The organism is Mesorhizobium sp. WSM1343, assembly GCF_055901535.1.
Genome location: NZ_CM148370.1, coordinates 5,067,058 through 5,082,887 on the forward strand (window position 1 = coordinate 5,067,058; position 15,830 = coordinate 5,082,887).

Here is a 15,830-nt window from a genome sequence, read left to right on the forward strand (position 1 = left end):
ATTTGAGACTTAAAGAAGGCAACCATGTCCATAACCGAAATCGAATCTTTTCGCCTGAGCCGTCGCGGCTTTCTCAATGCCGCAGCCCTGGGCGCCGCTTCGATCGCGGTTTCCGCATGCGCCACCACCGGGCCGGGTCCGGTCGAGCCGCCGCCACCAACCTATGTCGAGCCGCCTCTGGCGGACTATGTGACGATGTATGCAGCAGTCAGCGACGGCGGCTTCGATTTGCCGGCCATCCCAGTCGACAAGATCGATCCGCAATTCCTGCGTCAGATCGTTCCCGACCCGACGGGACAGAAGCCGGGAACCATAGTCGTCGATACGACCGGCCACTTCCTTTATCTGGTTCGTCCAGGCGGTCAGGCGATACGCTACGGTGTCGGCCTTGGCCGCGCCGGCTTCGAATGGTCCGGCGACGCCGTCGTTCAGTGGAAGCAGAAATGGCCAAAATGGACGCCGCCGGACGAAATGATAGCCCGCCAGCCGGAACTGAAACCCTACAGCGCCGACAATGGCGGCATGCCCGGCGGCCTGAAGAACCCGCTCGGTGCACGCGCGCTCTATCTGTTCCAGGGCAATGTCGACACGCTCTACCGTCTGCACGGCTCGCCGGAGTGGCGCTCGATCGGCAAGTCGGTGTCGTCAGGCTGCGTGCGTCTGATGAACCAGGACATTATCGACCTCTATGATCGCGTGCCCTCGAAGACGCCGGTCATCGTGACCAGCGACGCCAGCCAACCCATGGTGGCGACGGCCAACCGACAGGCGATCCCGATCGATGCCGGCGTGCCGGACGGTTCGGTGCTGCTTGGACCGGTCAAGGCGATCACGAATTCGATTTTCTGAGCTGACTAGGCAGCGGCGCCCGCTGCCTCCAGTCACCGCCCGCGCGACAAGCTCCCCAGAATGCCGCGCACGATTGCCCGACCGACCGAGGAGCCGACCGAGCGCACCACCGACTTGATCGCCGCCTCTGCGACCGTCTGGCGGTTGGACGGGCGCGGTGCAGATGTGCGCCTGCCACCGGATTGCGGCGCGGGATCGTCATTGCCGAAGCCCGGAATGGTCCAGCGCGAGCCGCCGCTGCCGGCCTGCTGGGCCTGCTCTTCGGCATCCTGCGCGTCCTTGGCCTTTTTCTGCAGCATTTCGAAAGCCGATTCGCGATCGACGGCCTGATCGTACTGGCCGGCGACCGGGCTTTCCTGGATCAGCTTTTGCCGCTCAGCGGCCGTTATGGGCCCAAGCCGCGAGGATGGCGGGCGGATCAGTGTCCGCTGCACCATGGACGGAACACCCTTGGCTTCCAACGTCGAGACCAGCGCCTCGCCAGTGGCAAGCTGTGTAATGGCGGTCATGCAGTCGAAATCGGGATTTGGCCGGAACGTTTCGGCCGCCGTCCGGACTGCCTGCTGCTCGCGCGGTGTATAGGCGCGCAGCGCGTGCTGGACGCGATTGCCGAGCTGGGCCAGGACTTTTTCAGGGATATCCAAAGGGTTCTGGGTGACGAAATAGACGCCGACGCCTTTCGAGCGGATCAGTCGGACGACCTGCTCGACGCGATCGATGAGCACCTTGGGTGCTTCGTCGAACAGAAGATGCGCCTCGTCGAAGAAGAACACCAGCTTCGGCTTGTCGGGGTCGCCGACTTCCGGCAGCACCTCGAACAGCTCCGACATCAGCCATAGCAGGAAGGTCGCGTAGAGCCGCGGATTCATCATCAGCTTGTCGGCGGCAAGCACGCTGATGGCGCCGCGTCCGTCGCGGGTGGTGCGCATGATATCGGCGATACGCAGTGCCGGTTCGCCGAAGAAGTTTGCGGCCCCCTGCTGTTCGAGGACCAGCAGCGTGCGCTGGATAGCCCCGACCGATGGCTTCGTCACGTTGCCATAGCGCGAGCCGATCTCGTCGGCGCGCTCGGCGATGTTGGCGAGCAGCGCCTGCAGGTCCTTCATGTCGAGCAGCAGCAGACCTTCCTCATCCGCCAGGCGGAAGGCGATGTTCATGATGCCTTCCTGCGCCTCGGTCAGGTTCATCAGGCGCGATAGCAACAACGGCCCCATTTCCGAGACCGTGGCGCGGATCGGATGACCCTGCTCGCCGAACAAGTCCCAGAAGATAACGGGAAATTCCTGGAAGTCATACGGATCGAGCTTGACCTGTTCGGCCCGCTTGACGAGGAAATCCTGTGCCGTGCCCATCATCGCGATGCCCGACAGATCACCCTTGATGTCCGCGCAGAACACCGGCACGCCGGCGTTGGAAAATCCTTCGGCCAGGATCTGCAAGGTGACGGTCTTGCCGGTGCCGGTGGCGCCGGTCACCAGGCCGTGACGATTCCCATATCGCAGCAACAACTGCTCGGCACGCTGATAGCTGTCGTCGGGCTTTCGGCTGGCGCCGATGAAAATACTGGTCTCGTCAGCCATATGTCCGGTCTCCGCAAACTGATGTGTCTAAAGCCAGTGGCCTTGCCGCAGGTATAGTGAGGCCATTGCACAGCGACAATGCCATTCGTCCAAATCGGGGCCATTCGTCCAAATCGGGGCCATTCGTCCAAATCCGGGCCATTCGCCCAAATCGGCCCCATTCGTTCAGATCGGGTTTTTGGAGCTTGCGGATTTTGCCGCTGTTTGGCAATCGTCGTCCACGCGGACTGACCTATATCTGATGGATCGAATCCGGTCTCTGAAAGCGCATTGCATTGCGATATCGGACCGGGGACCGTAGACTGAACCGCTCCCGGCTGGTGCGGCCGCATGAAACGAGGAGGACGGATGGGCGCCGGAGCCTTGATCCAGGACGTGGAACCCGAGAACGCCGAGCGTCAGCGATGGCTCGCCTTGGCGGAAAAGGCATTGGCAGGCGCTTCCTTCGAGGAAAAGCTGGTCTCGCACAGCGACGACAACATTCGTATCGAACCGCTCTACGACCGCAGCACCGCGGCGGAACCGATCGTGCGTACAAACCCGAAATCGCCATGGATCGTCAGCCAGCGCATCGACGATCCGGACATCGACCGTGCCAGAAGCCAAGCGCTGGAGGATGTTGCACAGGGTGCCACGGGATTGTCGCTGGTCTTCGAAGGGGCGCCCAACGCGTTCGGCTACGGCTTGCCGAGAACGGCGGAGGCGCTGGAGGCGGTGCTGGACGGCATACCGCTCAACCGCATCCAGGTTCGCATCGACGCCCATCCCTGGAGCCGCGCCGTGGCCGACTGGCTGGTCGCATTCCTGAGCAAGCGGCGGTCGGACCCGGCAAAACTCAACCTCTCCTTCGGCATCGATCCAGCGGCGATCTTCGCGGGAACCGGTCGGCTGCGCATGTCGATCGAGGCGCTGCAGGCCTCTATGCCGCAGTCGCTGGCGCATTTCTTCGCGATGGGCGTTCCGGGCGTGCTGCTGGAAGCTGACGGGCGCGTGTTCCACAATGCCGGCGCGACGGAAGCGCAGGAACTTGGCATCATGCTGGCTTCGGCTGTCTCCTATCTCAGAATGTTCGAGACGGCGCGGCAGCCGCTTGTCTATGCCGCACCGCATATCGGTTTTGCGCTCAGCGTCGACCAGGACCAGTTGCTGTCGACGGCCAAGATGCGAGCACTGCGCAGGCTATGGGCGCGGGTGCAGGAGGCTTGTTCGATCCCGACATCCACCGCCAATATCCATGCCGAGACGTCCTTTCGCATGATGACGGCGATGGATCCGGAGACCAACATCCTGCGCACCACCATTGCATGCTTTGCCGCGGCGTGCGGCGGCGCCGATTCGATCTCCATCCTGCCGCACACGATCGCGCATGGTCTGCCGGCGGGTTTTGCCCGTCGTGTTGCCCGCAACACGCAGCTGATCATGGCCAATGAAAGCCATATCGATCATGTCACCGATCCCGCCTATGGTTCCGGCGCCGTCGAGGCGTTGACCGCGGAGTTGTGCGAGTTGGCGTGGGCGGAATTGCAGACGATCGAAGCCGAGGGCGGTGTCCTGTCCAGCCTTCAGGACGGACGCATCCAGAAGCGCGTCCACGCAGCTGCGGAGCAGCGCAATGCAGCCTACCGCACAGGCCAACGGGCCATCATCGGCACCACGCTCTATCCATCGAAAGACGAACGTCCGGTCGAGACGCTGGCGGCGGAACGGCGGCCGGCCTTCACCGAAGGCGTTGCCGTCTGCGAGGCGCTGTTTCCAGTCCGCATCGACCAATCGATCGGAGCCGGCTCTTGATCCCGGACTTCGGCCAGATCGGCTGGGTCCCGCCACGCCGCGCTCCCGTCGAGGTCAAAGGCCAGCGGACCACGCCGGAAGGGCTCGTCGCCAAGCATCTGTACAATCAAAGCGACCTCAAGGGGTTGCCGCATCTCGACACCTATCCCGGCCTGCCGCCCTTCGTGCGCGGCCCCTACCCGACCATGTATGTCCAGCAGCCCTGGACGATCCGGCAATATGCCGGCTTCTCGACGGCCGAAGAATCCAACGCATTTTACCGACGCAACCTTGCCGCTGGTCAAAAGGGCCTGTCGGTCGCCTTCGATCTCGCCACGCATCGCGGCTATGACAGCGATCATCCGCGCGTTGCCGGCGATGTCGGCATGGCTGGCGTCGCCATCGATTCCATTCTCGACATGCGGCAGCTCTTCGACGGCATTCCGCTCGGCGAGATGACGGTATCGATGACGATGAACGGCGCGGTGCTGCCGATCATGGCGCTCTACATTGTCGCGGCGGAAGAACAGGGCGTTGCGCAGAAAGATCTCGCCGGCACCATTCAGAACGACATTCTGAAGGAGTTCATGGTCCGCAACACCTACATCTATCCACCAAAGCCCTCGATGCGGATCGTGTCGGACATCTTCTCGTACACATCGAAGAACATGCCGAAGTTCAATTCGATATCGATCTCCGGCTATCACATGCAGGAGGCCGGCGCGACGGCCGACCTTGAACTCGCCTATACGATCGCCGATGGCATCGAGTATGCTCGCGCCGGCGTCGCGGCCGGCCTCGACATCGACCGCTTCGCGCCGCGCCTGTCCTTCTTCTGGGCCATCGGCATGAATTTCTTCATGGAAGTCGCCAAGCTGCGGGCCGCGCGCCTGTTGTGGGCGACCCTGATGCAGAAGAATTTTTCGCCCAAGGACGAGCGCTCGTTGTCGCTGCGCACCCATTGCCAGACTTCTGGCTGGTCGCTGACGGCGCAGGATCCCTACAACAACATTGTCCGCACCATGATCGAGGCAATGGCTGCAACGCAGGGCCACACCCAATCGCTGCACACCAATTCCTTCGACGAGGCGATGGCGCTGCCGACCGACCATTCGGCGCGGATCGCCCGCAACACCCAGCTCATCCTGCAAAAGGAATCCGGCACCACGCGCATCATCGACCCGTGGGGCGGTTCGGCCTATCTTGAACGGCTGACGCATGATCTGGCGGCGCGCGCGCTTGCCCATATCGAGGAGGTCGAGGCGCTCGGCGGCATGGCGGCGGCGACCGAACAGGGCATTCCCAAGCTGCGCATCGAGGAAGCTGCCGCGCGCACGCAGGCGCGGATCGATTCCGGCGAGCAGATGCTGGTCGGCGTCAACGCCCATCGGCCCGAGACCGACATCGAGGTCGACGTGCTGAAGATCGACAATGCCGAGGTCAGGGCCCGGCAATTGTCGAAGCTGCAACGGCTGAAGGGCACGCGCGACGTCGCCGCCGTCGAAAGCGCACTCGATGCGCTGACCCGTGCCGCGCAAGGCAATGAAAACCTGCTGGAATTCGCCATCCGAGCCGCGCGCGCCAATGCAACGGTCGGCGAGATTTCATTCGCGTTGGAAAGGGCGTTTGGGCGCCACGTCGCTACGGTGCAGACCATTTCCGGCATCTATCGCAAGGCGCTTGGCGATCATCCCGTGGTCGACGGGCTGCAGGACAAGCTTGACGCCTTCGAGAAGAAGACCGGCGGCAAGCCGCGCATTCTCGTCGCCAAGATGGGCCAGGACGGCCACGACCGTGGCCAGAAGGTCATCGCTACGGCCTTCGCCGATCTCGGCTTCGACGTCACCGTCGGCGCGATGTTCCAGACACCGGATGAGATCGCCAGGCTGGCGGTCGCACAGGACGTCCACATCGTCGGCGCCTCGTCGCTGGCGGCGGGACATCTGACGCTGATCCCCGAACTGCGCGACGCGCTTAAAAAGCTCGGCCGCGGCGACATGCTGATCGTCGCCGGCGGCGTCATCCCACCGCAGGACTATGACGCGGTGCGGCAAGCCGGCGCTGCCGAGATCTTCCCGCCGGGCACAGTCATTCCAGAGGCAGCGGATCGCCTGCTGGACCGCCTCCTGGCCACGGACTAGGACTGCTGTATCTCTGAAAAGGTTGTGCTAGACTGACACTGCAACCAAGGTGCGGTAACCGTGAAGACGACCATCCACAAGCTCGACGACGGATCAGATGCCCTGATCTTGCCACGGGAAATGCTGGACAGCTTGAATCTGCAATCGGGCGATCAGCTCCAGATCATCGAAACTGATCACGGCATCATTTTAAGACCGGTGGCCGACAGGTTCGAACGGCAGATGAAGGCCGCGCGCGAGGTCATGGACAAATATCAGGTCGGGCTTCAGAAACTCGCCAAATGACCCGCCAATCAGTGCGGCGGATTTGAGACGTCCTAGCTCTCGGACAACTTGACGATTTCCCACTCCTTGCCGTTGACGCTGGCCAAGTCGCCGATCTTCTTGCCGAACAGGGCGACAGCCATTGGCGAAACATGCGAAATGCTGCCCTTGGTGGGATCAGCCTCGTCCTCGCCGACGATCTTCCAATGCACCTTCTTGCCGTCATCGCTCTCGATCGTGACGCCCATGCCGAAGCGCACAACGTCACTGCCCGGCTCCGGCACCGAGAGTTCGGCGCTTTCGCGCCGGGCGGTCCAGTAACGCAGATCGCGCGACACGACCGCTATGCGCTCGCGGTCGGCTTTGCGTTCGGCCTTCGCCAGTATGTCGCGCAGATCGGCCAGATTTTCCTCGATCTGCGCCAGGCCGCGTTCCGTCACCAGATTGCGATGCTGGCTGACCGGCCGCTCACCGACACCGGCGATGGCATTTTCGCTGTCTTCCTCGCGGGTGAAAGCTCTGCTCATTTCCTGAACTTAGGCCCGCAGAGGCTGCTCGACAAGCCATTGTCGTTTCCGTCCCGAGGAGAGGCAAACCGTCTGGCACGATTCCTGCGACGCCAAGGTTGAACGCTGGGATTTTGTGCCGATGTTGAACAGACGAACGCTGCTGACTGGAACCGCCGGCTTTGCCGTCATGGGGCTTGCGCTCGGCAAGGCGGTAGCCGCAAGCTTGAGCGGCATCGAGAAAGCCTCGATGCGCGGCTCGATCAATGCCACCGAACTCGGCGTGCAGCCCGGCACATCAGACGATCAGAGCAAGGCCTTCGCCAAACTGCTGCGTGACGCAAACAGCCGCGACATGCCGGTGTTCCTGCCGCCCGGCACCTATGTCGTCTCCAATCTTTCGCTGCCCGGCCGCGTACGTCTTTCCGGCGTGCCGGGCGCGACGCGCATCGTTTACGGCGGTGACGGCCACCTGTTCATGGCCGAACAGGCCGACCATATCGAACTGAGCGGGCTGGTCTTCGATGGTTCGAACCGCGCGATGGGCGATTACACGCAAGGGCTGCTCGATCTGCGCCGTGTCGCGCACCTCGCCATCGACAATTGCCAGATCACCGGCAGCGGCAAGAACGGGCTGGCGCTGGAACACGCGATCGGCCGGATCGAGCGCTGTGAGATATCGGGCGCCGCCGATGCCGGCATCTATTCGGTCGAAGCCGGCGGGCTGGCCATCACGGGCAACACCGTTTCCGACTGCGCCAATGGCGGCATCCTCGTACACCGCTGGCAGGTGGCCGAAGACGGCACCATGGTCACCGGCAACCGCGTCCAAGGGATCCAGGCACGCAGCGGCGGAACCGGGCAGAACGGCAACGGCATCAATGCCTTTCGCGCCGGCAATGTCGTCATCTCGGGCAACATCGTCTCGGACTGCGCCTTCTCGGCCATCCGTGCCAACAGCGCCAGCAACCTGCAGATATCGGGCAACACCTGCTCGCGCTCTGGCGAAACGGCGATCTATTCCGAGTTCTCGTTCGAAGGCGCCATCATCAGCAACAACATCGTCGACGGCGCCGCCAACGGCATCTCGATCGTCAATTTCAACGAAGGCGGCCGCATGGGCGTCTGTTCCGGCAACATCGTGCACAATCTGTCGACCAGCGGCCCCTACCCCGCCGACTCGCCGGGATTTGGCGTCGGCATCGGCGTTGAGGCCGACACCACCGTTTCCAACAATGTCATCGAGAACGCGCCACTCTATGGCATGCAGATCGGCTGGGGCCCGTACCTGCGCAATGTCGTCGCCACCGGCAACATCATCCGCAAGGCAGGAACCGGGATCGTCGTATCCGTGGTCGAGGGCGCCGGTACGGCCGTCATTTCAGACAATGTCATCGACGGCGCCCTGAACGGTGCGGTTGTCGGCCAGCGCTGGGCGGAGCCCGCGACAGGCGATCTCGCCTCGTCAAACGGTAGCGGCTACGCGCATCTGACCGTCGAGCGCAATCACGTCACTTGAGAGTTGCCGTCGGCCTCAGCGCTCCGACTTTGGCACCGTTGCGATTTTCGATGGGCGTGTTTGCCAATTCGAGCAGCTTCGCCGCCAAGGCCTCGTCGGCACGCAACAGTTTGGCAAGGACGGCGGCAACCATGGCTTCGCCGGCGCGGCCGGCGCCATCATCGCATTTGAGTGCGATGCCGAGGCCAAGTTCCGGAATTGCGGCACAATGGACGCCTTCGGCGCCGCCCTTCGTGAAAATCCGCCCTGGTGCGGCCTCCATCAACGCGACGTCTTCGCGGCCGCTGCCGGAAACGAAGAAGGGCTCGGCCATGCAGGCGGAAAGCAGCCGCTTTGCAGCCTTGGCTCGCTCTGGGCCAAAACCTGATGTCGTGGCCATGCGGGCAAAGCCGAGCGCGAAGCTCCTGAGCGGCACCGCGTAGGTCGGGATCGAACAGCCGTCGATGGCACGCTGGTCCTCACCATGGACAGCGCCCGTCACCGACTGCATGGCGTCGCGCACCATGTCCTGCAGGCCGTGTCCCGGCTTGACATAGCCGCGATGCGCAATGCCGGCGTGGACGCAGGTGCAGAGGAAGCCGGAATGTTTGCCGGAACAATTGTTGTGCAAGGCGTTCGGCGAGCCGCCGGCGCGGGCGAGCGCAATCTCGGCGTCATGATTGGATGGCCAATGCGTGCCGCATTCGAGCGCCGATCCGTCCAGCCCAGCCTTGGCCAGCATGGATCGCGCAAGGTCGACATGTGCCGGCTCGCCCGAGTGGGAGGCGCAGGCGAGCGCCAGTTCGCGGTTGCCGAAACCATAGGCATCCGCCGCCCCGCTTTCGACCAACGGCAAGGCCTGGATCGCCTTGACCGCCGAGCGCGGAAACACCGGCTTGGCCGTATCGCCGATCTCCCACACGGGCTTGCCGTCGCCATCGAAGACCGCGACTGAGCCGCGATGCGCGCTCTCGACGATCGCGCCGCGCAAGACTTCGATCAGAACCGGATTTGTCATGTCACCTCCCGCAAATGCGGGCGGTTTATCTGATCCGGTCGAGAATGGAAACGTAGTTGGCGACCGCCGCACCGCCCATATTGAAGATGCCGCCCAGTTTTGCGCCCGGCACCTGGATGCCGCCGGCCTCACCGACAAGCTGCATGGCGGTCAAGACATGCATGGACACGCCAGTGGCGCCGATCGGATGGCCCTTGGCCTTCAGCCCGCCGGATGGATTGACCGGCAGGCGACCATCCTTGGCCGTTGTGCCGTCCAACGCCAGCTTCGCCCCCTCTCCCGGCTTGGCAAGGCCCATCGCCTCGTACTCGATCAGTTCGGCAATGGTGAAGCAGTCATGCGTTTCGACGAAGGACAGATCGTCGAGCGTCACGCCGGCCGATTTCAGCGCCCGGTTCCAGGCCTGCTCGCAGCCTTCGAAGGTCAGAATGTCGCGCTTCGACATCGGCAGGAAATCCTGCACATGTTCGTTGGCGCGGAAGGCAACGGCACGGCGCATCTTCAGCGCCGTGCCGGTGTCGGCAAGGATAAGGGCGGCGGCGCCGTCGGAGACCAGCGAGCAGTCGGTGCGCTTCAGAGGACCGGCAACGAAGGGGTTCTTCTCGCTCTCCTGGCGGCAGAACTCATAGCCGAAATCCTTGCGCATCTGCGCATAGGGATTGTCGACGCCGTTCTTGTGGTTCTTGGCGGCAATCATGGCCAGCGCATCCGACTGATCGCCATAACGCTGGAAATAGGCCTGCGCGATCTTGCCGAAGACGCCGGCGAAACCCGCGGGTGTCTCGCCGTCCTCGGGCAGATAGGACGCCTTGAGCAGGTTTTTGCCGATCTCCGGCCCCGGCGTCGTCGTCATCTGCTCCGCGCCGACCACCAGCACGATGCGAGCGGCATTCGCGTCGATGGCGCGGATGCCCTGGCGGACCGCCGCCGATCCGGTGGCGCAAGCGTTCTCGACACGCGTCGCCGGCTTGAAGCGCAGCCGGTCGTCGGCCTGAAGCACCAGACTGGCGGTGAAATCCTGCGCCGAAAAACCGGCGTTGAAGTGGCCGAGCACGATCTCGTCGACCTCGTCGGGACCGATGCCGGCATGGTCGAGCGCGTCCGTTGCCACCTTGACGATGAGGTTTTCGAGCGTTTCGCCCTCAAGCTTGCCGAAGCGCGAATGCGCCCATCCGACGATGCATGCGGTCATGGCGGTCTCCATCCTTGGCGCCGGCCTGGCATGTCGGCTCACGGCGCATTTCGCATCTATTGTTCAAAGATAAACAATCGTGCCGGTTTCGTGAAGGGCTGGAGGCCTACAATCGCTTGGTACAGCCGAGATCGGGGCCGATTTTTTTGTTGATTGACGCGTCAATAAAAAATAATCCTGTTTTCTCAAAGGATCATGGCGAGATGCCGAAAATCGGAATGGAACCGCTGCGCCGCAAGGCGCTGATCGACGCGACGATCTCGGCGATCGGCGAGCGCGGTTCGCTCGACGTGACCATGTCCGAGATCGCCGGACGCGCCGGCGTGTCGTCAGCCCTTGCCCATCATTATTTTGGCGCCAAGGACGAGCTGCTCTTGGCGACGATGCGGCACATACTGGCGGAGCTTACAGCCGATACGTTGCGCGCCCTTGGCTCGGCCAATAGCGCGCGCGAAAGGGTCTCGGCGGTGGTCGCTGTCAATTTCTCCGACATCCAGTTCCAGCCGGAAACCATCGCCGCCTGGCTCGCCTTCTATGTCGAGGCGCAGAAATCATCGGCCTTGCGCCGGCTGCTCAAGGTCTACGCGCGGCGGCTGCACTCGAACCTGATGAGCGGGCTGACCGGGATCTTGCCCAGAGCCGAAGCCGACCGCGCCGCCGAAGCGACCGCGGCGATGATCGACGGGCTCTACATCAGGCGGGCGCTGAAAGACGGCGTGCCCGATGCCGCGACCGCGATCGCGCTGGTCGAGGACTATCTCGAAACCAAACTTGGCGAGCGGCGCAAACAGTGACAATGAAGCGAACCAATTTCCTGATCGTCATGGTCGACCAGCTCAACGGAACCCTGTTTCCGGACGGACCGGCGGAGTTTCTGCATACACCGCATCTGAAAGCGTTGGCCGCGCGTTCGGCGCGCTTTGCCAACAACTACACGGCCTCGCCGCTCTGCGCGCCGGGCCGTGCCTCGTTCATGAGCGGGCAATTGCCGTCGCGCACCGGCGTCTATGATAATGCCGCCGAATTCGCCTCGTCGATCCCGACCTTTGCCCATCATTTGCGCGCCGCCGGCTACTACACCTGCCTGTCGGGCAAGATGCATTTCGTTGGGCCGGACCAGTTGCATGGTTTCGAGGAGCGGCTGACGACCGACATTTATCCAGCCGATTTCGGCTGGACGCCGGATTACCGCAAGCCCGGCGAGCGTATCGACTGGTGGTATCACAATCTGGGCTCGGTGACCGGTGCAGGCGTCGCCGAGATCACCAACCAGATGGAGTATGACGACGAGGTCGTGTTCCTGGCCACGCAGAAGCTCTATCAGCTTTCGCGCGAACAGGACGATGCGAACCATCGGCCTTGGTGCCTCACTGTCTCGCTGTCGCATCCGCACGATCCCTATGTCGCGCGCAAGCAGTATTGGGATCTCTATGAGCATTGCCAGGCGCTGGACCCGGAAACCGGGTTCATCGCGTATGACCAGCAGGATACGCATTCCCGGCGGCTGTACCACGCCAGTGACTACCCCTCTTTCGAGATCACACCGGAGCAGGTGCGTCGTTCGCGGCAGGGCTATTTCGCCAACATCTCCTATGTCGACGACAAGCTTGGCGAGATCCTCGACGTTCTCGAGCGTACACGCATGGCGGACGACACAATCATCCTGTTCTGCTCGGATCACGGCGACATGCTCGGCGAGCGCGGCCTGTGGTTCAAGATGAGCTTCTTCGAGGGTTCGGCGCGGGTGCCGCTGATGATCGCCGGCAAGGACATTCCTGCCGGGCTGATCGAGGCGCCGGTCTCCAATCTCGATTTGGCGCCGACGCTTTGCGATCTCGCCGGCATCGACATCGCTGCGATCGCGCCGTGGACCGATGGCCAGTCGCTGCTGCCGCTCACCGAGGGCATCGAGCGCACCGCACCGGTGTTGATGGAGTATGCGGCCGAAGGGTCCAACGCGCCGTTGGTGGCGATCCGCGACGGCAGATACAAATTCGTCCACTGCGAGCTCGATCCGCCGCAACTGTTCGATCTCGAAGCCGATCCGCTCGAGCGAAACAATCTGGCCGACGACCCCGCCAATGCCGGCTTGGTGGCGGCATTCATGGACAAGGTCCAGGCGCGCTGGGACATGGCCGGCTTCGACGCCGCTGTCCGCGAAAGCCAGGCGCGCCGCTGGGTCGTCTATCCGGCGCTGCGCAACGGCGCCTATTACCCCTGGGATTTCCAACCCCTGCAAAAGGCGTCCGAGCGTTACATGCGCAATCACATGAACCTCGACAATCTCGAAGAGAGCAAACGGTATCCGCGAGGCGAATGATGTCAGACCTTCTCGTCCCCTCCCTTGACCATCTCAAGCAGGCCTATGCCGTCACCTCCAGGGCGACGCAGATCACGCCGCTGCTGGAATCGACGGCACTAGCCCGCGAGACCGGCGCCGCCCGCGTCTTCATCAAGCCGGAATCGCTGCAATGGGCCGGCTCATTCAAGGTGCGCGGCGCCTATTGGCGCCTGAAGCAGCTTTCAGTTGACGAAGCGAAGAAGGGCGTCGTCGCCTACTCCTCCGGCAATTTCGCGCAAGGGCTGGCGGCTGCCGGCCAGGCGCTTGGCATTCCCGTCACCATCGTCATGCCGATCGACGCACCGGCCGCCAAGCGTGATGCCACGGCGGGCTATGGCGCCCGCGTCGTGCTGACCGACCATGGCGAGCGCGCGCGGGAGGAAGTCGCCGCCGCCAAGGCGCGCGAGATCGCCGAGACAGAGGGCCTGGCGCTGCTGCATCCATTCGACGATCCGGAGATCGTCGCCGGCCAGGCGGGCGCCGGCCTCGAAGCGCTTGACCAACTCGAAGCCAAAGGTGCCAGCGCCGACCTCTTGTTCTGCTCGGTCGGTGGCGGTGGGTTGATCGGGGGCGTTTCGCTCGCCTTCCATTATCTGTCGCCCGCCACAGAGATCATCGGCGTCGAGCCGGAAGGTTTCAATGGCATGGGCTCGTCGCTGGCGCATGGCAGCATCGAGACGATGCCGATCGGGCCGAAATCGATCTGCGACGGTTTGATGTCACGACGGCCGGGCGATGCTCCGTTTGCCGCGGTCAAGACGGCGGGTGTTCACGGCATCACCGTCGACGACCAATCGGTGCGGCGCGCGATGCGGATCGCCTTCGAGCGCATGAAGCTGGTGCTCGAACCGTCGGGGGCGGCGTCGATCGCGGCATTGCTCGGCGGCAAGGTGGATGTGAAGGACAAGACCGTCCTTGTTGTGGCTACCGGCGGCAATGTCTCGCTCGCCGATTTCATGGCGCATATGAACCATGCTTGAAGCGGATTTCGTCATCATCGGCTCCGGCTCGGCCGGCTCGGCCATGGCCTATCGCCTGTCGGAAGACGGCAAGCATTCGGTCATCGTCATTGAATTCGGCGGCAGCGATATCGGGCCGCTGATCCAGATGCCGTCGGCGCTGTCGATCCCTCTCAACATGAGCCTCTACGACTGGGGCTTTGCCAGCGAGCCGGAGCCGCATCTCGGCGGCCGTGTGCTGGCGACACCGCGCGGCAAGGTTATCGGCGGCTCGTCCTCGATCAACGGCATGGTCTATGTGCGCGGCCACGCCCGCGACTTCGACCATTGGGCCGAAGAGGGTGCGGCCGGCTGGGGCTTCGCCGACGTGCTCCCCTATTTCAAGCGCATGGAGGATTCGGATGGCGGCGAAGATGGCTGGCGCGGGCACGGCGGCCCGCTGCATGTGCAGCGCGGCTCGCGTAAAAATCCGCTCTATGGTGCCTTCGTCGAGGCTGGCCGCCAGGCCGGGTTCGAACTGACGGAGGACTATAACGGTTCCAAGCAGGAAGGTTTTGGGCCGATGGAGCAGACCATCAGCGGCGGCCGCCGCTGGTCGGCGGCATCGGCCTATCTGAAGCCGGCGCTGAAGCGCAAAAACGTCAGTCTGGTCAAGGGCTTTGCGCGGCGGGTGATCATCGAGAATCAGCGCGCCATCGGCGTCGAGATCGAAGCTCACAAACAGATTCAGGTCGTTAAGGCGCGACGTGAGGTAATCGTCGCCGCATCGTCGATCAATTCGCCCAAGATCCTGATGCTGTCCGGCATCGGTCCGGCCGAGCATCTGCGCGAAAACGGCATTCCGGTGGTGGCCGACAGGCCCGGCGTCGGCCGCAACCTGCAGGACCATATGGAGCTCTACATCCAGCAGGAATCATTGCTGCCGATCACGCTCAATTCGGTGCTGAATCCGTTCTCGAAAGCGCTCATCGGGGCGCAGTGGCTGTTCCTCAAGAACGGGCTAGGCGCCACCAACCATTTCGAAGCGGCGGCCTTCGTGCGATCGCGTGCCGGCGTCGACTACCCCGACATCCAGTACCATTTCATCCCCGCGGCAGTCCGCTATGACGGCAAGGCGGCGGCCAAGTCGCACGGTTTCCAGGCGCATGTCGGACCGATGCGCTCGAAGTCGCGGGGGTCGGTGACGCTGCGCTCGCCGGACCCGAAATCGAAACCGATGATCCACTTCAACTACATGTCGCATCCGGACGACTGGGCGGAGTTCCGCCACTGCATCCGGCTGACGCGCGAGATCTTCGGCCAGTCGGCGTTCGATCCCTATCGGGGCAAGGAGATATCGCCGGGCAGCCACGTGCAATCGGACGACGATCTCGACATCTTCATCAGGGATCACGCGGAGAGCGCCTACCATCCTTGCGGCACCTGCAAGATGGGCCGCGCCGACGACATGATGAGCGTCGTCGATCCGGAGTGCCGGGTCATCGGCGTCGAAGGATTGCGGGTCGCCGATTCCTCGATCTTCCCGCGCGTCACCAACGGCAATCTCAATGCGCCGTCGATCATGACCGGCGAGAAGGCATCCGATCACATCCTTGGCCGCACGCCGCTGGCGCCGTCCAACCAGGAACCATGGATCAATCCGCGCTGGCAGGCGTCGGACAGATAGAGCATGATCGTGTGACTGCACGATCCGCATGCCGCGAAAGACAATC

General features: G+C 63.2%; 13 protein-coding genes. 9 read left to right on the top strand and 4 right to left on the bottom strand.

All coding sequences use genetic code 11. The features are described from left to right. Positions 1 to 24: 24 nt before the first annotated feature. On the top strand, positions 25 to 849 hold the full coding sequence (locus AC0NIL_RS24920) for a L,D-transpeptidase (protein ID WP_013532670.1): 825 nt from the start codon (positions 25 to 27) through the stop codon (positions 847 to 849). Between the two features lie 32 nt (positions 850 to 881). Here the strand turns inward: AC0NIL_RS24920 and AC0NIL_RS24925 are convergent, their stop codons facing one another. Further along, positions 882 to 2,429, bottom strand: a complete 1,548-nt coding sequence (locus AC0NIL_RS24925; protein ID WP_013532671.1) for a helicase HerA-like C-terminal domain-containing protein — start codon at positions 2,427 to 2,429, stop codon at positions 882 to 884. Between the two features lie 348 nt (positions 2,430 to 2,777). Here AC0NIL_RS24925 and AC0NIL_RS24930 point away from each other — a divergent pair, with 348 nt between their 5' ends. Genes AC0NIL_RS24930 through AC0NIL_RS24940 form a run of 3 tightly spaced genes read left to right on the top strand, consistent with a single transcriptional unit; the run spans position 2,778 to position 6,625 of the window. Continuing rightward, on the top strand, positions 2,778 to 4,220 hold the full coding sequence (locus AC0NIL_RS24930) for a methylmalonyl-CoA mutase subunit beta (RefSeq protein ID WP_024505548.1): 1,443 nt from the start codon (positions 2,778 to 2,780) through the stop codon (positions 4,218 to 4,220). Then, the gene (gene scpA, locus AC0NIL_RS24935; protein WP_013532673.1) at positions 4,217 to 6,340 is read left to right on the top strand and encodes a methylmalonyl-CoA mutase; all 2,124 of its coding nucleotides are present in this window, start codon (positions 4,217 to 4,219) and stop codon (positions 6,338 to 6,340) included. The genes AC0NIL_RS24930 and scpA overlap by 4 nt, the downstream gene beginning before the upstream one ends. A gap of 60 nt (positions 6,341 to 6,400) precedes the next feature. Further along, the gene (locus AC0NIL_RS24940; protein WP_024505550.1) at positions 6,401 to 6,625 is read left to right on the top strand and encodes an AbrB/MazE/SpoVT family DNA-binding domain-containing protein; all 225 of its coding nucleotides are present in this window, start codon (positions 6,401 to 6,403) and stop codon (positions 6,623 to 6,625) included. Between the two features lie 32 nt (positions 6,626 to 6,657). Here the strand turns inward: AC0NIL_RS24940 and greA are convergent, their stop codons facing one another. Then, on the bottom strand, positions 6,658 to 7,131 hold the full coding sequence (greA, locus tag AC0NIL_RS24945) for a transcription elongation factor GreA (RefSeq protein WP_013532674.1): 474 nt from the start codon (positions 7,129 to 7,131) through the stop codon (positions 6,658 to 6,660). Positions 7,132 to 7,252: 121 nt separating this feature from the next. Between greA and AC0NIL_RS24950 the strand changes: the two genes are divergently transcribed. Next, positions 7,253 to 8,629, top strand: a complete 1,377-nt coding sequence (locus tag AC0NIL_RS24950; protein WP_275953685.1) for a TIGR03808 family TAT-translocated repetitive protein — start codon at positions 7,253 to 7,255, stop codon at positions 8,627 to 8,629. Here the strand turns inward: AC0NIL_RS24950 and AC0NIL_RS24955 are convergent. After that, a complete protein-coding gene (locus tag AC0NIL_RS24955) occupies positions 8,622 to 9,626 on the bottom strand; it encodes an asparaginase (protein WP_013532676.1) in 1,005 nt (334 codons plus the stop codon). The two genes, AC0NIL_RS24950 and AC0NIL_RS24955, sit on opposite strands and share 8 nt — an antisense overlap. Before the next feature lie 25 nt (positions 9,627 to 9,651). After that, positions 9,652 to 10,818, bottom strand: a complete 1,167-nt coding sequence (locus tag AC0NIL_RS24960; RefSeq protein WP_473573890.1) for an acetyl-CoA acetyltransferase — start codon at positions 10,816 to 10,818, stop codon at positions 9,652 to 9,654. A 203-nt stretch (positions 10,819 to 11,021) separates the two neighbouring features. Here AC0NIL_RS24960 and betI point away from each other — a divergent pair, with 203 nt between their 5' ends. From betI to betA, 4 genes are read left to right on the top strand one after another with little or no spacing between them, the layout of a single operon-like run. Beyond that, a complete protein-coding gene (betI, locus tag AC0NIL_RS24965) occupies positions 11,022 to 11,612 on the top strand; it encodes a choline-binding transcriptional repressor BetI (protein WP_013532678.1) in 591 nt (196 codons plus the stop codon). A gap of 2 nt (positions 11,613 to 11,614) precedes the next feature. Beyond that, entirely contained in the window at positions 11,615 to 13,138 is a 1,524-nt protein-coding gene (gene betC / locus AC0NIL_RS24970) for a choline-sulfatase (protein WP_473573891.1), read from the top strand. Then, on the top strand, positions 13,138 to 14,139 hold the full coding sequence (locus AC0NIL_RS24975) for a threonine/serine dehydratase (RefSeq protein ID WP_473573892.1): 1,002 nt from the start codon (positions 13,138 to 13,140) through the stop codon (positions 14,137 to 14,139). Before betC ends, AC0NIL_RS24975 begins: the two co-directional genes overlap by 1 nt. Then, on the top strand, positions 14,132 to 15,784 hold the full coding sequence (gene betA, locus AC0NIL_RS24980) for a choline dehydrogenase (RefSeq protein ID WP_275953687.1): 1,653 nt from the start codon (positions 14,132 to 14,134) through the stop codon (positions 15,782 to 15,784). Before AC0NIL_RS24975 ends, betA begins: the two co-directional genes overlap by 8 nt. Positions 15,785 to 15,830: the final 46 nt, after the last annotated feature.